Source organism: Pseudoduganella sp. UC29_106 (assembly GCF_044055365.1).
Taxonomy (GTDB): domain Bacteria; phylum Pseudomonadota; class Gammaproteobacteria; order Burkholderiales; family Burkholderiaceae_D; genus Rugamonas.
This window is the reverse complement of the sequence record NZ_CP171977.1, coordinates 3583865-3605664: the sequence shown is the minus strand read 5'-3', so window position 1 is coordinate 3605664 and position 21800 is coordinate 3583865. Positions and strand designations below refer to the sequence as shown.

The window sequence follows — 21800 nt, the reverse complement described above, 5'->3', positions numbered from 1 at the left end:
CGCATTGCGCAGCCGGCGGCGATGAGCCGTCATCCATTTCATAAATATAACGGAGATAGCTGTATGAACTCGAAAGCAAGAACTTCCGCCCAGGTTGCCGCGCTGGCACTGACGGTAGGGCAGAGCCTGATGGTGGCGCCATGTGCGCTGGCGCAGGTCCAGGGAGGCGACAATGTGATTTTTGTGACCGGCATCCGCGCCAGCGCGCAATCGGCAGTGGCAATCAAGAAGAACGCGATGGAAGTCGTCGACTCCATCACTGCCGAAGACATCGGCAAGCTGCCCGATGCTAACGTCGCAGAAACGCTCACACGCCTGCCTGGCGTACAGGGCTACCGCTACGGCGGCGAAGGCGCTTCGCCGTCGGGCAACGGCTCCGGCCTGACCATTCGCGGCCTGTCGGGCCAGACGGCGTCGCAAGTCAACGGACGAGCCTATTTCACCGCCGGCTCCCGCGAGTTCAGCATCGAAGACGCGATTCCGTCGATGATCGCCGGCGTCGATGTCTACAAGAACCCTTCCGCCGAGCACATCGAAGGCGGTATCGGTGGCCTGGTCAATGTGCGCACCCGCAATCCGAGCGATTTCAAAGGGTTCACCGCCGCGCTGAACGGCAACATGCGCTACAACGATCTGGCCCGGAAGACGGATCCTGAACTGTTCGGACTGGTCGCCAACCGCTTCGATCTCGGCGGCGGTTCGCGGATCGGCGTGATGGCCGCGTTCGCCTACCAGAAGAGCACCGGCCGTTCCGACAGCGCCGGCGCCGGAACGGGGCCGGACTACCGGCGCATGGTCCGTGGCGATAGCCCCGAATACGCGACCATGGCAGCCACGAACACGGGCAACAACACGGCCCTGCCGATGTCGAAGTATGTCGGCCGCAGCGACATCACTTTCCTGGCGCCGGTGGCGCTGCAGCCGACCTCGGCCACCGTCGGCGCCCAAATGCCGAACACGACAGGGCTGACACCCGCCGAGGCAGCAAACATCATCTCCTTCAACGGTACAGGTACCTTTCCCGCTGAAGAAACCATCATGCGCGAGCGCAAAGGCCTGAACCTCGCGGCCGACTATCGCGTCAGCAATACCTTGCGCTTCTACGCCGAAGGTAACTACAACTATTACCTGTATCACCAGAATTATCGTTTCATTCGTGTGAACAGCGGCTATGCAGGCAACGTCCAGAATCTGACGCTCACGCCGTTCAACATCACCGAGAGCATGGTCAACCGCAACTTCAATGGCGGCAGCGACGACGTCTTGAGCACCCAGCGTGTTGCTAGCGGGACCTTCCTGAACCAGCAGCTCGGTACGTGGGGCGGCGATGAGCACAGCCCGTACAAGACCTGGATCGCCGCGGCGGGCGTCGAGTGGAGCCCGACCTCCGCACTGTCGCTCAAGGGTGATTTCTCCTATATCAAGTCGGACCGCATCAAGGATAACCGCCGTGTCGAGATGGTCAACGCACCCGGCACATCCTGGGACATTTCTCGCGTCAACCAAAACTGGACGAACGGCCACGTCACAAGCTTCAGCGGCAGCAGTTTTTCCGATCCAGCCAACTTCCTCTTCCAGAAATACAGCGGCGACGGCTACCAGATCTTCGACGACAATGGCAATGCGACCGCGCTCAGCGGCGCCTATACGTTCGAAGATGGCTTCTTCAGCAAGTTGAAGTTCGGCACGCGCTATGCGCATCAGACAAGCCGGTTCTTTGACAAGAATCCGTACGGCGGGGGCAAGTGGTTGACGATCGACGGCAAGCCGCTCGCCGCCGATTACTCGAACGCGATTAACGCGGCGACCAAGGCGGGGGTCCTGGAGCAGGCACCGACGAACCTCATGGGCAACCAGAACGGCTATACCGGCGGTTATGTCGTCTACCAGCCGGACGCGCTGCTGGGCAACCAGGTCGCCGCGCAATTCCCGCAATCGGGTATCGTGCCCGAGGGCAGCTACCCCGAATTCGAGCCGGGCCGTCGTCTGCTCCACGAGAATACCTTGGCCGGCTACGTCTCCACCGACTTCGCGGCGTTCGACGATCGCTTCAAGGGTAACGTCGGTGTGCGCGTCGTGCGCACCAAGTCCCAGGCGACCGCGCGCGTCCTCTCCAACCCGGCCCAGCCGACGTCCCCGCTGGTCGACTTTACGAAGACGACGACCTACACGAATGTCCTGCCGACGTTCAATGCCACCTACGACATCGCGAAGGATTTCGTGGCTCGCTTCGGCTACGGCCGTGGCATGACCCGTCCTGACCTGGGATCGCTGAATCCGAACGTCTCGGTCAATTCCGCGAACGGCAGCGCCAGTGTGGGTAATCCCGAACTGCGCCCGCAGGTCGCCGACAGTTACGACCTCTCGCTTGAGCGCTATTTCAGTCCGACGAACTATGTCGCGCTCGGCGTGTTCAACAAGGACATCGATGGTTTCTTCAGCACGCTTTCGAGCTGCGCGACGGTTGCGAATACGCCGGCTTACGCCGGTGCCAGCAACGGCTGCTCGAGCGGCCAGTACCTGGTCTCGAAGCAGGTCAATGCCGCGAAGGGCTATGCGCGCGGCGTGGAATTGTCCGGGCAGTGGTTCTTCAACGACAAGGATAGCTGGCTGAAGAACTTCGGTGTCGCGGGGTCCTATACGTATGTCGATACTTCCGCCCCGCTCAATATCGGCACGACGACGGCGCCAGTCTTCATCAAGACGCAGCAGTTCCTCGCGTCCAAGAACAGCTACAGCCTCTCCGGCCTGTATGAGGACAACAAGCTGTCGGGCCGCCTTGTGTACACTTGGCGTTCGTCCCAGGCGCGGTCTTACAACGCACTCATTCCGTTGTCCAGCACTTACATCGGGGCCTACGGTCTGCTCGACGCATCGCTCAGCTACGCGATCGACGATCACCTGACCCTGGCCGTCAGTGCGCAGAACCTCACGAACCGGGCGCCGAACCGCTACGCCGGCGAAGTGCAAACGCTCGAAACGGACCGGGAGTACCAGCACTTCCTCAACGGCCGCGTGTTCAGCGCCGGCCTGCGCTACAAGTTCTGATCACGGCAAGCCCCGGCACGGCAGTCCGCATCCGCGGCCGGCCGTGCCGGCCTTTTTGAGGGGAGTGAAGGAGGCGATATGAAGATCAGGGCGAAGGTAGTGCTGGCGGCAGGCCTGGTGGCTTGCGCATTCCAGGCGCGGGCGGGCGACACGTTCCGTCCCGGCGCACTGTGGCTCGACAACAAGGGCGTGCACATCAATGCGCACGGTGGCGGCATCCTCGAGCACCAAGGCATGTATTACTGGTTCGGCGAGTACAAGGTCGCGGGCGAGGCCGGCAACAAGGCCCAGGTCGGGGTGTACGTCTACAGTTCGCGCAACCTCACCGATTGGCATGACGAAGGCATCGCGCTCGCCGTCAGCGACGTTGCGGGCAGCGACATCGAGAAGGGATCGATCATCGAACGGCCGAAAAGTGATCCGCAATCCGAACACGGGTAAGTTTGTGATGTGGTTTCACCTCGAGCTCAAGGGCAAGCGCTACGATGCGGCGCGCGCGGGCGTGGCGGTGGCCGACAAGGTGGCGGGCCCGTACGTCTATCAGGGCTCGTTCCGTCCGGACGCCGGCGCCTGGCCGGTCGATGTCAGGCCGGAAGACAAGGATCCCGCCACGTCCTTCCTTGCGCGCGACCAAGCCAGCGGCCAGATGGCGCGTGACATGACGCTGTTCGTGGATGAAGACGGCACGGCGTACGATATTTACGCGTCCGAGGAAAATCATACGATGCACGTGTCGCGCCTGAGCGGCGATTACCTTGGCAGCAGCGGGCAATACGCGCGCGTGCTGCCAAACGGCGACGACGAGGCTCCCGCCATGTTCAGGCATGGCGGCAACTACTATCTCGTGACGTCAGGCTTGTCCGGCTGGAAGCCGAACGCGGCCAAGTCGTACTTCGCGCCGCATCCCTTGGGGCCGTGGACGCCGCTGGGCAATCCCGTGCGCGGGACCCCGGAACAGCAGCGGACCACGTTCGGCGGCCAATCGACCTATGCGCTGACGCTGCGCCGCCACGGCTGCACGCGGCATATCCTGATGTTCGACGTATGGCGCCCGAAGGACGCCATCGATGGCCGCTACATATGGTTGCCCATCGAATGGGAGGGCGACAAACCGGTCGTGCGATGGCGCGACAACTGGACGCTGGACGATTTGGACAAGCTGCCTTGCGACGGACCTGGCGCCGGACGCTGACGGCGAGGCCAGCGTGCGGCGGAGATCATCAAGGCGCAGTACGCAATTTGATTGGTAAAGCAGCCGGGCGATTCGCATCGCCCGGCTGCTATAGGCGGCTAACGGCTGGTGCGGCTTATACGGTTGGAACAGTCCCGCCGTCGATCACATGCTCCGAGCCTGCCACCGACGAGGCGCGCGGCGACACGAGGAAGGTGATCAGGTCGGCGACTTCCTCCGGCTTGGCAGGGCGGCCGACCGGGATTCCGCCCAGCCAGTCCATGATCATCTTCTTGCCGCCCTCGTAGTCGGTGCCTGCCTGGCTCGCGGTACGTTCGACGAATGCCACCGAAGCCTCGGTCTCGATCCATCCCGGCGAGACGCGCAGAACACGCACGCCCTTCGGTGTGACTTCCTTCGACAGCGACTTGCTGTAGGTCGAAAGCGCAGCCTTGGCCGCCGCGTAGGCCGTAGTCGATTCCGGCAGCGGAAGTACGCGCTGGATCGAGGTCACGTGCAGTACGACGCCCGCACCCCGCGCCAGCATTGCGGGCAGCAGCGCACGGTCAAGGCGCACAGCGGACATGAGGTTCAGGTTCAGCTCACTGAGCCACATCTCATCATCCAGGGCGGCGAATCCGCCTCCCGGCGCGTTTGAGCCGCCGACGCTATTGATCAGGATGTCGGCGCCGCCCCAGCGCTCCTTGACCGCTTGCGCCAGCTTGGCCACGCCTTCCGCTGTGGCCAAATCGGCCTGGACGTAGGTCACACCTTCCAGCGGCTGTCTGGGGGCGGAGCGGGCAGTCGTCATGACTTGCACGCCGACTGCCTGCAGGCTCTTGACGAGCGCAGCGCCCAGGCCCTTGGTGCCGCCGGTAACCACGGCACGCTGTCCTTTCAGTTGAAGATCAAAGCTCATACGGAAATCTCCAGCGATGCGATCAGGCCGCGCTCGAGGCGGAAGCGGTAGGTCAGGTTGACTGGGCTTCCGGTGAAGTTGCCGGATACCTTGGCGCGCACGACGTGGCAGGCGTCATCACGTTCAATGGCGAACGGCACGGTGGTGGCGTTGTACTTGAGCGATGCTGCAGCCATCCACGCCTTGATGTTGGCGATGCCGGTGTGGGTGTGGCCGTCGTCCTTCACAACGGCTTGCGGCGTGAAGCAATGCGTCAAGGCTTCCGGATTGTGCTCGGCTCCGAAGTACGTGACAATCGGTTCGGGAAGAGGAAGGGTGTTCACCTCAATGACTCCGTGTGGTTGTTGGAAGCCTTATGATGCGCGCCGGGCTGAAATTAGAGAATGCGCTAGAATTGGTATGGCTTGTTTAGAAAGGAGTGCATAATGCGCGGGTCCGAATTTGCAGAGCTGAAGGCGTTTGCTGCCGTGGTCGAGCGGGTAAGTTTTGCGCGCGCAGCAGAGTATCTCGGTCTCTCGCCGTCCGCCCTGAGCCAAACCATCCGGCTGCTGGAATCGCGCCTCGGCACGCGGCTCCTGAACCGGACCACGCGCAGCGTGTCGCCCACCACCACCGGGGAGCAGCTATACGGGCGCATTGCGCCCCTGATCCGGGAGATGGCGGAGGCGGTCGGCCAGGCCAAGGCTTCGGCGGGCCAGACGGGCGGGGTACTGCGCATCAACACGTTGGGCATGGCCGCCCGGCAGATCATCGCGCCACGCCTGGGCCGCTTCCATCGCGCCCACCCGGAAGTGGTGCTGGACATTGTGGTGGACGACGCGCTCGGCGACATCGTCGTCGGCCGCTTTGATGCCGGCATCCGCGTGGGCAGGCGGCTGGAGAAGGACATGGTGGCCGTGCGCCTGACGCCGGACGTGAAAATGGTCGCCGTTGCGTCGCCGGATTACCTGCGGCGGCGCGGTACGCCTGGCTCGCCAGCCGATCTGCACAACCACGCCTGCATCAACTGGCGGCTCCAGAGCGAGGGCAGCGCCTACCGGTGGGAATTCCAGAAGGCGGGCAAGAGCCTGGAGGTGGCGGTGGATGGGCCCATCGTCACGAACAATTCAGACATCGGTGTGGCCGCCGCGCTGCAGGGAATGGGCATTCTCTGCGCTTTCGATCGCGAGCGCGTCGATGCCCATCTAGCCGGCGGCGAGCTCGTCTCGGTGCTTGAGAAATGGACGATCACACAACCGGGGCTGTACTTGTACTACCCAAGCCGGCGACACTTGCCAGTGACACTGCGCGCCTTTATCGACTGCCTTCTGGACAAGGATCTGTCGGAAAAACCACGCAGGCGCCGCGGTGTTAGGCCATAGTGACGCATGTGTCACTAAGATGTGCAATGCGCGCCCACCATTGAACAAGGTCAGGCAGGGCAATATGAAGTTTTGAAGGACGTGCCCCTTGAAATTTCCGCTCAAGGTCGTATATTGATTTCGCTCGGGCAGTCGCGCCAGCAGTCAGGCGCGCTGCGTATTTCGATTTGTTTGCCCACAGCACGGCAGACGGACTGGAATGCGTATGCCGGTTCGTCTTCCTGCTGGTTTGTAGGAGGAACTGACCATGAGTGATCTCTACTTTGGCACCGACCTTTTCGGCGAGCTCGACCGTCTCCAACGGCAGGTGACGAGCCTTTTCGGCGGATTCCCGTCCAGCATTCGTTCCGGCCGCTTCGGCGCTTTTCCTCAAGTTAACATCGGCTCGACCGACGATTCGATAGAGATCGTCGCGTTCGCGCCCGGTGTCAATCCGAAAGAACTCGATGTGTCGATTGACAAGGGGCTGCTGAGCATAAGCGGCGAGCGCAAGGCCGCACAGCCGAAAGCGGCAGGGGATGACACGCGTACCTATGCACAGGAGCGGTTCGTCGGGGCTTTCCGGCGTGTTATTGAACTACCTCAGCACGCGGACCCCGACAAGGTCACGGCAAAGTACACCAACGGCTGCCTGACCGTAAGTATCGGCAAGCGGGAGTCATCCAAGCCGCGAGCCATCGCCATTCAATGAAATCCGTCGCGAAATTGAGGAGGACATCATGAATGACACGACAGAACTTGCCAGGAAAGACCAGGCATCGGTGGCCCGCCGCGAAGACGACCAGTTGCAACACGAGGTCAAGCTAACGCCACCCGTAGACATCGTTGAGGATAGTCAGAGCATCACCTTGTGGGTGGATCTGCCCGGTGTGACGAAGGACCGGCTCGATGTGAAGGTGCACGATGGCAACTTGTATATCGAGGCCGAGGCGGTAGTGCCCACGCGAACGGGGCTGCGTCTGCAGCACGCGGAGATTCGCCAGCCTCACTTTGCCCGGGCTTTTTCGCTGGGGCCGGACTTCGACGCATCGAAGATTGACGCAAACCTGAAGGACGGCGTGCTGAAACTGACGATACCGCGCCGGGATGAAGCCCGGCCGCGCCGGATCGAAGTGCGTGCGGGCTGATGTCAGCAAACGGTGACCAATGATAGTGAGGAAACCGGTGGCGGTCATCAGGCCGCCACCTCCCGACTGGCCAGACTGTAGAGGAGGATATGATGAACACCGACCTGAAAAAGTGGAATCCCTTCAAATTCCTTCGTGGCGCGGGACGCAACGCCGACGCGGATCGCCCGGAAGGCCCGTTGGCGAGCGAGCAGTGGCGCGCCTCATGGTCTGAGATTCCCAGATTCTTCTCGCGCGAACCCTGGCGTGCAGTTGAAGAGCTCCTTCACGATCCATTCGCCGGACGAGGTACTCTCGAACGATGGTTTGGCGACTTCAGTTCATCGCGCTTCCAGCCGCGCATCGACGTGGTCGATGAAGGGCAAATGCTGCGCGTAACCGTCGAGCTTCCCGGAATGGAGCGGGACGATCTGAACGTGACTGTTGAAGATGGGGCGCTCGTGCTGCGCGGCGAGAAAAAGCAGGACGCGCGGAGTGAGGAAGCCGGCTGCTACCGGCTTGAGCGCGCCTATGGAAGATTCGTGCGCACGATCCCGATGCCGGAAAACGCTGACCCCGATCGCGCTCTGGCGAAATTTGACAACGGCGTGCTCACTTTGACCGTGCCGAAACTGGAGCCGTCGCGATCCGCGAGCCGTACGATCGATATCGGCTAAAGGCCAACAGAGCCAGCGATGAAGCACAGTCCACCTGCCCCGCCCCGAAAGCGCAGGGCATGACTTGCGTATGCAAGTGCTAGCGAGAGGGTACATGCACCACGCGCAGCAGCGCGTGAAGGCGAGTTAAGGAAAGGGGGCACTTCAACGGAGAAGACTATCCGCGGGCAGGATCGCTGCATGTGCCGAAATGGTTAGGTCATTACTGATCGTCAGAGTATAGTGTCAAGAGCCTCAAATCACCTCGAATTTGCGCCAGACAAGCACGTGGTGAGCCTGGCTGAAGGACGCAGGAAAGCTGGGCTAGCCGACAAATGCGATGACGCAGTGCGTGTCGCGATCGCGCACCGGGTAGACGCCGGCCCTCACCAGTTGGAAGCGCTGCACTTGGGTTGCGATCAGGACGCGCGGCGTTGGACTGCTCGTCTGACAGGAATGCCGGCAGATGCCTCAGATGAATTTGCATCTTGCCCAAGGCATCACCGCGTTTCGTATGATATTTGCTTTGACGCGCATGCAGAACGCACGGAATGGAAGTATGCAGCGCCGTCCGATAGTGTATGCCTTCCCTCGTGCAATTGCGCGGAGCGCAGGTTTTCTTCGCCGCTGGAGCCTCTCCCTTGATTACCCGTGCCCTGTATTACGGGCGCGGTCAACGACGGCGCCCTGAACTGAATTGCGTCACAAGGACGGATCCATGGAAGAGAAGACCATCGGTGACAGGGTTCAACAGGAGGACCCGGAACAGACCCGGTTGGCGCTGCGTAAGCGGGGCCGGCGGCAGTGGGCGGTAATGACCCTGTACGAGCGGTTCGAGCAAGTCGTTGCACAGGTGCTCGGTGCGCTGATCGCCGTGATCATCATCGTGGCGCTGGCCCAGCTGATCCGGCTGGTAGTGGTGTTGTTGATCACCGAGTCGCTCAACCCACTGCAACACGAAACCTTCCAGGTCGTATTCTGGATGATCATGACCTTGCTAATCGCGCTCGAATTCAAACATTCAATCATCAAAGTCGCGCTTCGTCGCGACAGCATCATCCAGGTAAAGACAGTCATCCTGATCGCGGTGATCGCACTGTCGCGCAAGTTCGTCATTTTGGATGTCGAAACCAGCCCGGCCAAGATCGCTGCGCTGGCGTTCGCATTGCTGACGCTGGGCCTGGTCTATTGGCTGATGCGCGTACGAGACGAATGTTCAGCCAGAAGCGCGAAGCAAGGCGAGGCCGACGAAGACGAGTAGATCCACCTGATAGGAGGCTCATCACTCCTGCTCTTATGGCTGCCCGCCAAAAATCAAACTTACTCCTACGATTGCACCTCTCTATCCCATTAGTGGTCAATCCATCTCGCCGAGGTTAGATGGTGCGACACCAAGTGGAAGCCGGCCGAATGACAGTCAAGAGCGCTTGTTTGGTCTTCGGCATTAGTGAGACTTGCTACCGTTATCAAGTCAAGCTCAATGCGAGAATGATGTCGTGGCCGACTGGTTGGTTCGCTTCAGCTTGCCGATGGCGCAGCATCAGTTTATCGACGACTACAACAGGAAAGGGCTGGCATTCGACGAGGGCTTCTCGCTGCCAATCCGCACGCGTTGTGCGTGCGCGGCACCAGCTTATTGAATGGCGAGGGAAGCACGAACGATACGCTGTGATAACGGCCCGGAGTCCATCCGTGGCCGCGCACGCCGGTGATGCGGCGGGGACCGGCTGCGCCAGCTCGCCGCCCCTATGATTGCGGGTCCGATAAGGGCTGTGTAGCTGGCGCGATGCGAACCTGTCAGCGTCGGCATGCTCTGTCCCGTGAAGCGACGAGCAGGCATACCGCCATGCGCTGCAGTTCACCGGCAAGGTGGCGGGACTGGTTGGGGCGAAAACACGTGTACCGGATGAGGACTACGCAGCCGTGAACGCAGAATTCGGCAGCAAGGAAATAGCCGGTCTGTCTTATGGCATCGTACTGATGAATGCCCTCAATCGCCTGGGCATTGCTTTCCGCACCGCGCCGTCTGCGGCCCTGGCCTGACGCACTGGACCTTTCTTTGCATCGCGGGCCTTCTTGAAATCATCGTTGCATTGGCGATGAAGAGTTCGGAAGGCTTCACTCGGCTGATGCCGATGTTGCGGCCACGCATTTCCTAGTGGCCGCCGCCGTGCCTGGGTTCCGCGGCGCACGGCGAGGCCATCAGGGCTTGCAGAGCCAGGGCCAGAAGGCCAACACATGTGCCGGAATTAGCGTACAGTCGATGTAAGTGGTAATCAGGAGAAGCGCCATGGAGGACCTCGAACCGGAAATTTCTTTCCTTGGGTTGCCGCTGAGCGCCGAGCAGGAATCAGAACTTCAGCACTATATTCGCCAGCGGCTCAGGCGCGGCCTATCACCTGATGCGGCGGAATTGCGCGGGATGCTGCAGGACATGCTGGACCCTCCGATGCCAGACGGAGCGACGGAAGGATCCGTAGCGCCGTACGCTCTGGCTGACGCGGAGCGCGCGGCAGGCATGGTCGACGATGGCGGCGATCCAATTACGACGCTCGAAGAGCGCATTGCGGCCGGCGAGTTCGAAGCCATGAAGCATCAACGAACTTAGCATCCGCCAGGGGAGATGGAATGATCGAACGGCAAAGACGCATTGACACCTCCACCGCGAAGGCAGTGGCGCGCGGCATGGAAAGCTTGAGCGACACGGACGTGCACCGGGAGTCGGACGAGAGTCTGGCCGCACGCTTCGAGATTACCTTCGACGGGAAGCGATATGCATTCCGGCAGCATCGCTACGATATTTTTGAGGATGCGTTGCGTTATGCCGCGGCCGAGCATGCCAAGGCAGGCTTCATGCCGGATGAATCGTTTCAGGCTGACTGGCGCGCCAGATATCACCCAAGCGAAGAAGAGGAAAATACGATGAGACTGCACGGCATCGCGTACGCCGGAGGCCACTATCTGTATGCGGGCTATCGGTACGAGCAATTGCGCGACGCCCTTGCCTTTGCGGCGGGACATCCGAACCTGTAGCCTCTGCGCTGTGAAGGATGGTGGCCGGAAGAATTCTGTGATGTGTAACTCTACCGGTCCTGACTCTGCACTCGCATATAGTAGGGCTCTTTCTCTCCTGGGATTTGCAGCGCCCATTTGGACGCGTACAGGGGAACGATAGGGCGCGTCAACCACCTCCCCAGTGTCAACGCTGATTACCGCTTTTTGAGCGCCGAGATTTACCGAGAAGTAGAGGTCTTTGTCAGTGAGGCATAACTGAACGTTGCCGGAAGCTGGCCTTGATGGCGACCAGTGTTCCGATGCACTGGAGAGGATGACCACTGGCTGCTCAATGAATGCCAGGACACTGTCGCTCACCGGAAGCATGACCTTCCCGGCCTCGCTGCCCTCCAGCACCAGTACACCGGGCTCGCCATTCTGATGCGAGAACAGGAAGGCGTAGCACATCTCTTGCCCGAACTGTCCGATGAATACGCTGGCTGTGGGGAGATCGCTGAATTTGCGCTTCTGAACACTGATATTTGTTCGCATTTCTTCGCCCTTTACCCGCGTTAAGGAGCAGCTTCAGGCGCGCGCTATGGGGCGGCGGCGTTCCATTCCCGACAGTAGGCGTACGATAGTTGCCGCATCGACGCCCGCGCGCTGCAGCAGCGCTGTTGCCTCGCTAGGACGCCGAACGGCATGCAATAATGCCTGGTCGATGATAGCGGAAAGGCTGCGATTCAGGCGCGGCTGCGGAAAAGAACGAACGAGGCCGGTAGAGCTGCTGGGTGGATTCATCACAGTTTCCCCTGGAAAAGTGGCATGGTACCCGACTCAGTATGACAGCATTGCCCGCGCGTGTGCGAATAGTCCGCATCGTGCTGATCGGGCAGTTTTTGGCGCCCCTATGGCGTCGGCCACATGCGGCCTGCATGGATCTCCCTCATGTCAGCTGTAGAGACGCAGTGAAGCGGAGAATCGCCTCATTCCGGCGCAGGAGGATGTGTCGGCATGTCTGCACCATGCCGTTAGCCGGCCTAGCAATTGCTCGGGTGTGTCGTGATCGCGTCGCCACAACTGAGTCAGATCTTGGCGAAGCTGCTGCAATTCCCTCAGCGTAGTGCTGCGCTGGACGATCGCCAGCAGCGAATCATGCTGGGCAGGGCTGAGCAGAGACGGGTCGCGCCGCAGCAGCCGCATAGCGGTGCTGCGCCCGGCTGCGTCGTTCGTCATCATGCGGCGTAGTTCGGCACGCCATACCTGGCCAAGGGTTGACGATAGCCGGGCCATGATTACGGGGCGGTTAGCCAGGACCGCTTGCAGTGTCGTCAGATCCAGGGCCGGGGTGCGGCGTCGCCGCGGAAAGCGCGGCAGACGGTGTACGCGGGCGAGGCCGAGCATTTGCAGCAGCCTGATATAGAGCCAGCCGACATCGAACTCGTACCATTTCACAGACAGCTTGGCGGCGGTGGCGAAAGTGTGGTGGTTGTTATGCAGTTCCTCCCCACCAATCAGGATTCCGATAGGACCGATATTCGTTGCGGCGCCGACGCAGTCGAAGTTGCGATATCCCCAGAAATGGCCGATGCCGTTGACCACGCCAGCGGCCAGGAAAGGAATCCACAGCATCTGTATCGCCCATACTGTGGCACCGGCCGCGCCGAACATCAGGACGTCCATGATGAGCAACACGGCTACGCCTTGCCAGCTGTATTTGCTGTATAGGCGCCGCTCGATCCAGTCTTCCGGCGTTCCGCGTCCATAGCGAGCGATTGCGGGCTCGTCTCGCGCGGCAAGGCGGTAAAGCTCGGTACCTCGCCAGAGGACAGTCCGTACGCCCAAAACGACAGGACTGTGTGGATCCCGCGCGGTTTCGCAGCCAGCATGATGCATACGGTGTATGGCGACCCATTCGCGCGTGACCATGCCGGTAGTGAGCCAGAGCCAGAAACGGAAGAAGTGGCTCGCTATCGGATGCAGCGTTAACGCCCGATGGGCTTGTGCACGATGGAGATAGATGGTGACGGCAACAATGGTGACGTGAGTGGTCAGTAAAGTATAGGCGGCCAGCTGCCAGAAAGTTGCCTCGACAAGACCGTGCGACACGAAGGCGCTCAATGTTTCCATGAAATCTCCAGTCAATGGCAAGGACGCCTGCATGTGACGGTACCACGTTTGCGCCTCAAGCATGGTTTTGCGCCGAACAGGTCCTGCTCTTGCCGCGTTGCACGGCGGGCCCTTCAGCCATGGCCGCGGCGTGGAAAAAAAGCTGGGGAAGGCGCTGCTTTGGGGCTACACTGAACTGGCAAGTCGTCAAGTCGAAGCGTTGTTGGCCCCTTCCTGTTGCTCCCTCCCGAGCTATTTCAGATTGAATCCTTCAGTTAGCGTCGCTTGATCTGCGATGCGTTCTAAATCAAACGTCCCTCACGACGGAAGGAGAAATATCATGGCGGTACAAACTGGCACAGTAAAATGGTTCAACGACGCAAAAGGCTTCGGATTTATTACGCCGGATGGCGGAGGAGCCGACCTGTTTGCGCATTTCCAGGACATCCAGACCGAAGGATTCAAGAGCCTGAAGGAGAATCAACGCGTCTCGTTTGAGAAAGGTGTTGGACCTAAAGGGGAGAAAAGCTACCAACATCAAGGTCGTTTAAGCATCGGCAGATCGCGGCTCAGCGATGCAGATCTTTGATGTTGTCAATCTGAATGAACTGCATTGGGCCGCTTTGCTTTCCAACGTTCCTAAGGGTATTTCTGTAACGGCAACGCGGGCAAATGAAGTAACAGCCAAACGAATCGATAGCTGGTTCACAACTCGAAAATGGCAGTAGAGCGGTACATCGCATGCATTTCCTCATGACTCGCCCCGAAGTAGTACGTAAATTCATTGCCGATCGCGCACAACAGCGGTCCGGGTCAACTCTCATGTCCCTTTTCGACAGTCCATCGTAACATCATTGATAGCGGAAAACCTACGGATAAGTAAGAAGTCTGCAGCCCTTTGTTGGCAAGTCCCTCCCAGCTCCTCCCTCTGGCCCGGCTCCGTTTGGAGCCATTTTTTTTCTCGCGCTAACGAACGATGCGTCAGGCAAATCCTCGAAGAGCAGAGCTGCATAGATGAAGCTCTGGCGAGTCGAAATCTGTGAAAAGCCATTGAGGCCATTGCGGCCAAGATCGGCAGCATGGCGGAGCGACCTTTCGGCGTTCTTTGCCACACCGTTCCCGGCGACTACAAAAATCTGCAGGCCTGGCTAGCAATTTCTGCACGCTGATGGAAATTTCGCAGCAAGTGTTAGAGAGCTGGCGGGCAGAGCGTATATGTTTGCAGCAATCGCGCGCCCGAAGGCAGGGTTGGCATGGGCCCGGGCCCAGTCGTTCAGCGCCACCACACGCAACATTATCGTCGTGCGCAGCAGCCGGTTTGGCGCGATGAGCTGTTGGTAAAACCGGCAAATCCAAAATAACACCCCTACTTGGAGGAGACCATCTTGAACAGGAAGTACAACGTCCATTTCGTCATCCCGGCGCTGCTGACCGCGCTTCTGTCTGCCTGCGGCGGCGACGGCCAGGATAGCGGCGCATCGAGCAGCAGCCAGGCCCCGCGCCTGCTCGCCGCGAGCCGCGTGTCGGCCACCGCCGCCACCACCTGGAACAGCGTGAAGTTTGGCGGTGGCGGGTATGTCACAGGCCTCATCTTCCATCCGACTTCGCCGCACGTCCTGTATGCCCGCACCGACATTGGCGGCGCCTACCGCTGGAACCAGCAGACCTCGTCCTGGACGCCGATCACCGACGGCCTGGGTTTCGGGGCGGCCGAGGGCAGATTCCACGGCATCGAAAGCATCGCCGTCGATCCGACCGACGATCAGCTGGTCTACATGGCAACCGGCATGTACACTTTTGAAGGCAACGGCCGCCTGTATATCTCGAAGGACCGCGGCACCCAGTGGACGCACGTCGATCTGCCTTTCCCGATCGGCGGCAACAATGCGGGCCGGGCCATGGGCGAACGCCTGATGGTCGACCCGAACCTGCCGTCCACACTGTTTTACGGCTCGCGCACGGCTGGCCTGTGGAAGAGTGCAGACTCGGGCCAGACCTGGGCGCAGGTCACGTCGCTGTCGTCCGCCACCATGAACCAGGACCAGGTCAATGCCGTTGGCGGCAGCGCAATGGGAATCGAACTGGTTGTATTCGACACCGACATCAGGGGGCCGCACAAGGCGAAGAAACATCCCCAGGATCCTGGCATGGCAACCCACACCATCTACGCCGCCATCGCTCCGGACTACGCCAACGTGGCCGGCCTCAGTTCCAACATGTACAGGTCCACGGACGGGGGCGCCACATGGACTCCGATCGCGACCCCGGTATCCGGCTACCATATCCCGCACATGGTGCGCGCTGATGACGGCATGTTCTATGTCGTGTTCACGCAGGGTGCCGGTCCGGGAGCCGGCGGCCCGGCCCGTCTCTACAAGTTCGACGGCGCGAACTGGACTCTTCTCAAGCGTGAAGATTCATCGGCTTGGACAAACTTCGGCATGGGGGGCGTGTCCGTCTCCGGCAGCGGCGCGACTACCCGAATTGCGCTGGGCGTGACCAACTCATGGGGCAACTGGAACGGCCAGCAGATCGTCCAACTGTCCGATGACGGCGGCCAGACCTGGCGCGAAATCGAAGCGATGACGCCGGGCGAAACCGCCTCAGGCTGGGTGGACGACGTCGAGATCGATCCGTCCAACCCCCGACCACATCTTGCATGTTCACGGCGGCGGCATCATCGAAACCTGGAACGCCTCTGCGGCCAAGCCGACCTGGAAAGGAGCGATCACCGGCATCGAAGAAACTGCCGCCATCGCCGTCGCCACGCCGCCTGCTGGAGCGCCTTATATCTTCATCAACAGCTCGGGCGATGTCGGCACGTGGGTGGATACGGATCTCATGTCCACGCCAACCCTGAATCCCGGCCTGGGCTGGAGTAACGGCAACTCCGCCGATATGGCCTGGTCCGATCCCCTCTATATAGCCGGTATCGGTGTCGCCAACTCGACCAACACCGCCGCCGGCTACTGGTCGGGCGATGGCGGCAAGACCTGGGCGATGTTCGCCAGCTTGCCGCAAGGCGCACAAAACACCAGCGGCGAATCGAACATCGTGGTCACCGCGCGCAACAAGGCGGTCTGGGCACCGGCCAATTCGGTGCCTTCCTACACCACCGACAACGGCGCAAGCTGGACTCCGACGAATCTGCCCGCGCTCTCCGGGGTCGGCATCAACCGCAGCTACCGCCTCGCAGCGGACCGCCAGAATCCGAACAAGGTCTATGCCTACAACTCGGGCGGCGCATGGTGGAATCAGTGGTCGGACACGGCACACTTCTGGTACTCGACGGATGGTGGCCACACGTTTACCGAAAGCACCGCGCTGAAAGGGTTGAGTCCGATGGTGACCGGCTTCGGCAATGTGTCGCTGGCGGTGAACCCGAACGCGGAAGGCGACCTCTGGCTGGCTGACGGCAACGCCATCTTCCACTCGACGGATTCGGGTGCCAACTGGAGCAGGCTCAGCAACTTCACCTCGGTGTGGGGCAACTCAGCGTTCATACCGGAAGTGCAGGGCGCCACTTTGGTTGCACTGGGCAAGGCGGCTCCTGGCGCCACGTACTCGGCCGCGATCTATGTGGTGGGCGTGGTCAACGGGCAGTGGGGCGTGTACCGATCCGACGACGGCGGCGCCAGCTGGACGCGGTTCAACGACGATGCCCATCAGTACGGCGGCATCGGCGTGATGGCGGCAGACCAAAATATCTACGGAAGGATTTACTTCTCCGGCACTGGACGCGGCCTGCTATACACCAATTAAGTTCGCGGAAAGTCACCGTCGCGCACACCAGTCTGGCTGTGCGCGACGGAGTCGGCTATCGCCGCAATGCAGATGGGCAGAGGGCGCTCACCGGATTCTCGCCCTTCGCCGTGAGAACCCCCAGGCGATAGGGGATTTTGATGTAATCGTCAACATGCACTGCAGGGTCATTGCCCTGGAAGAGGTATTCGAGCGGCTGACAGGGATCGATGGTCATTGTTTGATCGGCGTTCGTCCGAATCATTTCACCGTGTGAGACACCCTCGGACCACAGCTGATCGACGTTGTCGCGGCTGGCGAAAGTGTTCATTGGCGCAGAAGCGAACGGCTCCCATTTTCCGTCCAGGCTATCGCTTTTCCAGATGCGGAAGTAGCGCCCTTGTGGTGACATTGCCTCCACCAGGGTAATGTACGTATGGGTATTGGCAATCCTGTAGGTATTGCTCGCCTCGAACAGGTCCTCGGTTTTTTCGGCCATGACCTCGACAGTATTGTGGAATCCATTCGGGAACCGGCTGATATCGGTTTCGGACCGTAGCAGACGTCCATGGTCGTCGGTATTGAACAGATAGCATTTTTTATCGTCGCAGATCACCCAGAAATCAAGCCAGCCATTCCCCTGCGGTTGCCTGACGATGTCCGGCATGGCGGGGAAGAAGGGTTTAGGCGCGCTCCAGGATTCCGGATCACTGATATCGCTCGACGTTGAATAGAGCGGATCGCCCCCTTGGTAAACGAGATACCACGTCTTCTGCGGTGCAAAGTAGAAGACTTGCGGGGGCGGCGCGATAACCCGGCCCCATCGGGGATTTCGCAAGTGGGACTATTTTCGCCGACGACGCATCCGGCCACTTGTCAAAGCTAGTGTACGCAAGTCCCCAGCCATCGGATCCAGCGGTCGTCATAAAGACGTGATATCTACCGTTCACGTGGACAATCGATGGATCTTTCACGGCATAAATGGTCCGACTCGGATCCGCTTGAGGCGAAATAAGCGGCGCGCTCGATGCCCATCTAAACGTCGCCCTACTGGTCGTGACGTTCGCGCACCCTGACAAAGCAGCCATGATCGCCACCCCGAGAATGCATTTTGCAACTTTCATGAATCGTCCCTTATGGTTTTCGTTCCAGGATCACTGCTGCGCCGCCCGCTGCCGCCAGTTGCAAGGCCAGGTCGCCGCGTGCCGTGACGTCTACTTCGCGGCGCTTGACGTTGTTCGGGGTGGCGCCGTCTTCCCAGATCGTGGCGTGGTAACGCCCAGCCGGCAGGAAGGTCAAGGGCACCTGTTTCGTCGTCGCGGTATCTTCGGCCGACATCGCGCCGACGTACCAGGTCTTGCCGAGACGGCGCGCGAGCACGATGTCCCGGCCCGGTTCGCCGGACAGGAAGCGCGTCTCATCCCAGGCCGTCGGTACGCGGCGGATGAAATCGAAGCCTTCGGCGTTGAGGTAGGCATCGGGATCATCGGACACCATTTGCAGGGGGCTGTCGTACACGACATACTTCGCCAGTTCCTGTCCGCGGCTGTTCGGCGTGAATGGCAGCACATCGCGCACCTTGAAGGTCGCGGGCGTGCCATTGCGGAAACCACCGGGGGTGTAGTCCATCGGGCCGGCCAGCATGCGCGTGTAAGGCAGCATCAGATTGTGCTGGGGCGATATATTCGTTTGCATCTTGTTCCACTCGGCGCCCATCACGCCTTCCTGGGTGATGAAGTTGGGATAGGTTCGCTGCAGGCCTGCCGGCACATAGGCGCCGTGCAGGTCCAGCAGCAGGTGGCGCCTGGCGGTGGCGGCGGCGACGCGATGATAAAAATCGACCACTTCCTGATCGTCGCGATTCATGAAGTCGATCTTCACGCCCTTGATGCCCCAGCGCGCATAGGTGTCGAGCACCTCGTCCATGCGGCCCTTCATGTGTTCCCAGTGGGCCCACAGGATCAGCCCCACGCCCTTCGCGGCCGCGTACTGTACCAGGCCTGGCATGTCGATGCCCTCGGCGGCGCGGGTGATGTCCGTCGTCGGCAGCGCCGCGCAGCAAGGGCCGCTGCCCAGCGCCCAGCCGGCGTCGATCAGATAATACGGAAAGCCGGAGGCGGCGGCAAAGTCGATGAAGCGGCGGTAGGCGGCCATGTCCGGCTTCATGCCCACGAGTGGGCCCGACCACCAGTCCCAGGCGGCCTTGCCGGGTTTGATCCAGCTGAAATCGCCCTGAGGCGGCGGGTTCAGGTTGCCCACCAGGTTCGACGTGATCAGGTCGCCGGTCCGGTCGCCAAGCATGACGACGCGCCAGGCCGTCTGCAGCCCGCCGCGTGACTCGTACACGGGCGCAGGGCGGCCAGGCAGGCCGGACAGGTGCACGCGCAAGCCATCCCTTTCGCGGCGCAGCGAAGCGCCCGTGTAGCCTTCCAGGTGGGACTGGGTAATTGCGTAGGCGCTGCGGCCCGAGGGGCTGGTGCACACGACCGGCAGGTCGTAGCCCTGCTGGTCGCGCAGCTGGGATATTTTCTGGCGGGCGAACGGCACTTCGTGCGCGCCATCCGCGACCGAGATCAGGCAATCGGGATCGCCAGCCGGCACGAAGCTTGTTTTTTCCCCGCGCAGGCGGATCGGCGCGCTGCCGTCGATGCGGTAGCGGAATGCGATGCCGTCATCGTAGGCGCGCACGTCGATGAGCAGGCGGCGCGTGCTTTGCCCGCGTTCGCGGAACGCCAGCGTCGCGGCGCGATAGTGATCGCGCGCGACGGACGCCTTGGTCGCGATGAGAGGAATCGTGCGGTCGGTGGCCGACGTGGTGACTTTTTCCAGTTCGAGTTCGCCGAGGTCCGGCTGGCCGTCGAACTCGAGGCCCAGGCGTGATGTGGCGATCACTGTTTCGGCGCCGCGTGTGACGACATAGCTGCCGCCGTCCGGCGCGATTTGTATGGCGGCCTGGCCGTTCGGCGACGTCACCGTGACCTGGCTCCCCAGTTGCGGCGCTCGCAGCACCGCTGAAGGCGGCCAGCAGCGCTGCCACCAATGTCATCATTTTTGTGTTCATGCAGCTGTCTCCTGGTCGTGCTGTGTGCCGGCGGTCAGAAACCGATCTTGAAGCTGGAGGCGATTGGCGAAGGCAAGTCGGCCGGCACCTCGATCACCAGCGCATCATCCTGCTGCTTCCAGCGCAAGGCTCCGGCCGCACCCACCAGGGATACGGACTTGACCGGCCGCGTGTCGATTTTTGCCTGCTTGCCGAGCGAAGCGATGCGCACTTGTCCCTTCGGCTCGCCCAGTGTGATGGCGTACAGTGCCCCGTTCTTGCTGGTGAAGCGGATATCGCTGGCAGTGTAGTCGGCATTCTCCTTGAAAGCGCCGCCCTCCATATTGGTCGGGCCCTCGCCGAAAATCTTCCATGGCCGCGTGCCATAGATCGCTTCGCCGTTGACCTTCATCCACGCAGCCATCTCGTCGAGGAACTGGCGCGACTCGGGTGGCAGGCTGCCATCCGGGTACTGCACCACGTTGAGCAGCAGGTTACCGTTCTTGCTGACGATGTCCGCCAGCATGTACACCACGTCCTGCGTGGTCTTGTACTTGTATCCCTCGCTGTAGAACCAGTCGCCCATCGAAGTGTCGGTCTGCCATGGCAGCGGCTGGATACCGTTCATGACACCGCGTTCGACGTCCTGCACGCCGGCTTCACGGATGAACTCACCGGAGCCTATGTCCTTATGGTTGTAGACCGCCTCCAGTTTTCCGCTGTGTTTGGCGATGTTGGCGTTGTAGAAGTTGGCCACCAGCGTGCGGCCTACCGTGCCGAAGGGAAGACCACCGTCGGAATAGAGCAGGTCCGGCTGATAGTGGGTGACCAGGTCGCTGATGCGGTTGAACCATTCCTGGTGAAAGCGCGTATCCGTGGTGTACCAGGTACTGGTGTTGCGGTAGGGCTGGTTATGGGCAGGGTGGTACAGCGAGGCATATTTCGGGTCGGCGCCGTCATAATCCACGCCCATCATGGGCCAGATCTGATCGTAGCCATGGCTTGGCGCCCACCATGCGTAGCTGGCGCCCAGGTGTTCCGATACGCCGAAGCGCAGGCCCGCCTTGCGCGCCGCCTTCTGCCAGTCACCGACGATGTCGCGGTGCGGGCCCATTTTCACGGCATTCCACTCGTGGTGTCGCGAATCCCACAAATCGAAGTTGTCGTGGTGGACGCCCATGCTGACGAAGTAGCGCGCTCCCGCCTTCTTGTAAAGCGCCATCAACGCATCGGGGTCGAATTTCTCCGCTTTCCACAAGGGGATGATGTCCTTGTAGCCGGACTTGGACGGGTGGCCATAGTGCTGCAGGTGATGCTTGTATTGCTCGCTGCCGTAGATGTACATATTGCGGGCATACCAGTCGCCGGCACGCGGCACCGATTGCGGTCCCCAGTGCGACCAGATGCCGAACTTTGCGTCACGGAACCAGGCTGGGGTTTCGTACTTGCTCAAGGAAGCCGGGGCGGCGCTAAATGGGCCAGCCAGCTGTGTGAGTTCGACGGCCGCGCCGGCGTTGTCGGCGGCCGGCGCAAGTGGACTGCCAAATAGGCTGCACAGGGCGAAGGTGGAAGCAAGGGCACGGCGGATCATTGTGTCTCCATGTCTTTAATATATAATGTACTCGACAGATTATAGATACTTTCATACTCTGTCG

At 60.9% G+C, this 21800-nt stretch carries 20 protein-coding genes and 1 pseudogene; 15 read left to right on the top strand and 6 right to left on the bottom strand.

Translation table 11 applies throughout. From position 1 onward, the window contains the following. Positions 1 to 63: 63 nt before the first annotated feature. The 3 genes from ACHMW6_RS18180 to ACHMW6_RS18170 all read left to right on the top strand — a co-directional run bounded on the left by ACHMW6_RS18180 (position 64) and on the right by ACHMW6_RS18170 (position 4240). Complete coding sequence (locus ACHMW6_RS18180) at positions 64 to 3048, top strand: TonB-dependent receptor (protein WP_395408467.1); 2985 nt, start codon at positions 64 to 66, stop codon at positions 3046 to 3048. 78 nt (positions 3049 to 3126) lie between these two features. Continuing rightward, positions 3127 to 3489 carry a hypothetical protein gene (locus ACHMW6_RS18175; RefSeq protein WP_395408466.1) on the top strand — a complete coding sequence of 121 codons (363 nt, stop codon included), beginning with the start codon at positions 3127 to 3129 and terminating at the stop codon, positions 3487 to 3489. A gap of 7 nt (positions 3490 to 3496) precedes the next feature. Next, positions 3497 to 4240 (top strand): glycoside hydrolase family 43 protein, encoded by a 744-nt coding sequence (locus tag ACHMW6_RS18170; RefSeq protein ID WP_395408640.1) that lies wholly within the window; start codon positions 3497 to 3499, stop codon positions 4238 to 4240. A 115-nt stretch (positions 4241 to 4355) separates the two neighbouring features. Here ACHMW6_RS18170 and ACHMW6_RS18165 read toward each other — a convergent pair whose 3' ends face one another. After that, the gene (locus ACHMW6_RS18165; protein WP_395408465.1) at positions 4356 to 5138 is read right to left on the bottom strand and encodes an SDR family oxidoreductase; all 783 of its coding nucleotides are present in this window, start codon (positions 5136 to 5138) and stop codon (positions 4356 to 4358) included. Beyond that, positions 5135 to 5461 (bottom strand): nuclear transport factor 2 family protein, encoded by a 327-nt coding sequence (locus tag ACHMW6_RS18160; protein WP_395408464.1) that lies wholly within the window; start codon positions 5459 to 5461, stop codon positions 5135 to 5137. Before ACHMW6_RS18160 ends, ACHMW6_RS18165 begins: the two co-directional genes overlap by 4 nt. A gap of 102 nt (positions 5462 to 5563) precedes the next feature. On the opposite strand from ACHMW6_RS18160, the gene ACHMW6_RS18155 reads away from it, so the two are divergent. The 9 genes from ACHMW6_RS18155 to ACHMW6_RS18115 all read left to right on the top strand — a co-directional run bounded on the left by ACHMW6_RS18155 (position 5564) and on the right by ACHMW6_RS18115 (position 11294). Further along, complete coding sequence (locus tag ACHMW6_RS18155; RefSeq protein ID WP_395408463.1) at positions 5564 to 6499, top strand: LysR family transcriptional regulator; 936 nt, start codon at positions 5564 to 5566, stop codon at positions 6497 to 6499. 247 nt (positions 6500 to 6746) lie between these two features. Further along, positions 6747 to 7190, top strand: a complete 444-nt coding sequence (locus tag ACHMW6_RS18150) for an Hsp20/alpha crystallin family protein (RefSeq protein WP_395408462.1) — start codon at positions 6747 to 6749, stop codon at positions 7188 to 7190. Positions 7191 to 7218: 28 nt separating this feature from the next. Further along, entirely contained in the window at positions 7219 to 7626 is a 408-nt protein-coding gene (locus tag ACHMW6_RS18145) for an Hsp20/alpha crystallin family protein (protein WP_395408461.1), read from the top strand. A gap of 92 nt (positions 7627 to 7718) precedes the next feature. After that, positions 7719 to 8282, top strand: a complete 564-nt coding sequence (locus tag ACHMW6_RS18140) for an Hsp20/alpha crystallin family protein (protein ID WP_395408639.1) — start codon at positions 7719 to 7721, stop codon at positions 8280 to 8282. Between the two features lie 793 nt (positions 8283 to 9075). Beyond that, on the top strand, positions 9076 to 9522 hold the full coding sequence (locus tag ACHMW6_RS18135; protein ID WP_395408638.1) for a phosphate-starvation-inducible PsiE family protein: 447 nt from the start codon (positions 9076 to 9078) through the stop codon (positions 9520 to 9522). A gap of 235 nt (positions 9523 to 9757) precedes the next feature. Next, a complete protein-coding gene (locus ACHMW6_RS18130; RefSeq protein ID WP_395408459.1) occupies positions 9758 to 9901 on the top strand; it encodes a hypothetical protein in 144 nt (47 codons plus the stop codon). Positions 9902 to 10300: 399 nt separating this feature from the next. Continuing rightward, the gene (locus ACHMW6_RS18125) at positions 10301 to 10420 is read left to right on the top strand and encodes an SMR family transporter (RefSeq protein WP_395408637.1); all 120 of its coding nucleotides are present in this window, start codon (positions 10301 to 10303) and stop codon (positions 10418 to 10420) included. Between the two features lie 131 nt (positions 10421 to 10551). After that, positions 10552 to 10869 carry a hypothetical protein gene (locus ACHMW6_RS18120; RefSeq protein ID WP_395408458.1) on the top strand — a complete coding sequence of 106 codons (318 nt, stop codon included), beginning with the start codon at positions 10552 to 10554 and terminating at the stop codon, positions 10867 to 10869. A gap of 20 nt (positions 10870 to 10889) precedes the next feature. After that, complete coding sequence (locus tag ACHMW6_RS18115; RefSeq protein ID WP_395408457.1) at positions 10890 to 11294, top strand: hypothetical protein; 405 nt, start codon at positions 10890 to 10892, stop codon at positions 11292 to 11294. Positions 11295 to 12206: 912 nt separating this feature from the next. Here the strand turns inward: ACHMW6_RS18115 and ACHMW6_RS18110 are convergent. Beyond that, positions 12207 to 13385 (bottom strand): fatty acid desaturase, encoded by a 1179-nt coding sequence (locus tag ACHMW6_RS18110; RefSeq protein ID WP_395408636.1) that lies wholly within the window; start codon positions 13383 to 13385, stop codon positions 12207 to 12209. Between the two features lie 319 nt (positions 13386 to 13704). On the opposite strand from ACHMW6_RS18110, the pseudogene ACHMW6_RS18105 reads away from it, so the two are divergent. The 3 genes and pseudogenes from ACHMW6_RS18105 (at position 13705) to ACHMW6_RS18095 (ending at position 17126) form a co-directional block, all read left to right on the top strand. After that, positions 13705 to 13915: pseudogene (locus tag ACHMW6_RS18105) on the top strand (cold-shock protein). Between the two features lie 834 nt (positions 13916 to 14749). After that, on the top strand, positions 14750 to 16246 hold the full coding sequence (locus tag ACHMW6_RS18100; RefSeq protein WP_395408456.1) for a hypothetical protein: 1497 nt from the start codon (positions 14750 to 14752) through the stop codon (positions 16244 to 16246). Continuing rightward, positions 16206 to 17126 carry a WD40/YVTN/BNR-like repeat-containing protein gene (locus ACHMW6_RS18095; RefSeq protein WP_395408455.1) on the top strand — a complete coding sequence of 307 codons (921 nt, stop codon included), beginning with the start codon at positions 16206 to 16208 and terminating at the stop codon, positions 17124 to 17126. The genes ACHMW6_RS18100 and ACHMW6_RS18095 overlap by 41 nt, the downstream gene beginning before the upstream one ends. 55 nt (positions 17127 to 17181) lie before the next feature. On the opposite strand, the gene ACHMW6_RS18090 is transcribed toward ACHMW6_RS18095, so the two are convergent. From ACHMW6_RS18090 to ACHMW6_RS18080, 3 genes are all read right to left on the bottom strand, one after another. Next, positions 17182 to 17943 (bottom strand): non-reducing end alpha-L-arabinofuranosidase family hydrolase, encoded by a 762-nt coding sequence (locus tag ACHMW6_RS18090; protein WP_395408454.1) that lies wholly within the window; start codon positions 17941 to 17943, stop codon positions 17182 to 17184. A 296-nt stretch (positions 17944 to 18239) separates the two neighbouring features. Further along, a complete protein-coding gene (locus tag ACHMW6_RS18085) occupies positions 18240 to 20078 on the bottom strand; it encodes a glycoside hydrolase family 97 protein (RefSeq protein WP_395408453.1) in 1839 nt (612 codons plus the stop codon). 122 nt (positions 20079 to 20200) lie between these two features. Beyond that, positions 20201 to 21736, bottom strand: a complete 1536-nt coding sequence (locus tag ACHMW6_RS18080) for an alpha-L-fucosidase (protein WP_395408452.1) — start codon at positions 21734 to 21736, stop codon at positions 20201 to 20203. Positions 21737 to 21800: the final 64 nt, after the last annotated feature.

Excerpts from the sequence above, each read along its gene's own strand:
- ACHMW6_RS18145 (WP_395408461.1), top strand. The coding sequence starts at position 7,219 with ATGAATGACACGACAGAACTTGCCAGGAAAGACCAGGCATCGGTGGCC.
- ACHMW6_RS18165 (WP_395408465.1), bottom strand. The coding sequence starts at position 5,138 with ATGAGCTTTGATCTTCAACTGAAAGGACAGCGTGCCGTGGTTACCGGC.
- ACHMW6_RS18120 (WP_395408458.1), top strand. The coding sequence starts at position 10,552 with ATGGAGGACCTCGAACCGGAAATTTCTTTCCTTGGGTTGCCGCTGAGC.
- ACHMW6_RS18155 (WP_395408463.1), top strand. The coding sequence starts at position 5,564 with ATGCGCGGGTCCGAATTTGCAGAGCTGAAGGCGTTTGCTGCCGTGGTC.
- ACHMW6_RS18110 (WP_395408636.1), bottom strand. The coding sequence starts at position 13,385 with ATGGAAACATTGAGCGCCTTCGTGTCGCACGGTCTTGTCGAGGCAACT.
- ACHMW6_RS18140 (WP_395408639.1), top strand. The coding sequence starts at position 7,719 with ATGAACACCGACCTGAAAAAGTGGAATCCCTTCAAATTCCTTCGTGGC.
- ACHMW6_RS18170 (WP_395408640.1), top strand. The coding sequence starts at position 3,497 with ATGTGGTTTCACCTCGAGCTCAAGGGCAAGCGCTACGATGCGGCGCGC.
- ACHMW6_RS18180 (WP_395408467.1), top strand. The coding sequence starts at position 64 with ATGAACTCGAAAGCAAGAACTTCCGCCCAGGTTGCCGCGCTGGCACTG.
- ACHMW6_RS18175 (WP_395408466.1), top strand. The coding sequence starts at position 3,127 with ATGAAGATCAGGGCGAAGGTAGTGCTGGCGGCAGGCCTGGTGGCTTGC.
- ACHMW6_RS18080 (WP_395408452.1), bottom strand. The coding sequence starts at position 21,736 with ATGATCCGCCGTGCCCTTGCTTCCACCTTCGCCCTGTGCAGCCTATTT.
- ACHMW6_RS18150 (WP_395408462.1), top strand. The coding sequence starts at position 6,747 with ATGAGTGATCTCTACTTTGGCACCGACCTTTTCGGCGAGCTCGACCGT.
- ACHMW6_RS18095 (WP_395408455.1), top strand. The coding sequence starts at position 16,206 with ATGTCCACGCCAACCCTGAATCCCGGCCTGGGCTGGAGTAACGGCAAC.
- ACHMW6_RS18135 (WP_395408638.1), top strand. The coding sequence starts at position 9,076 with ATGACCCTGTACGAGCGGTTCGAGCAAGTCGTTGCACAGGTGCTCGGT.
- ACHMW6_RS18115 (WP_395408457.1), top strand. The coding sequence starts at position 10,890 with ATGATCGAACGGCAAAGACGCATTGACACCTCCACCGCGAAGGCAGTG.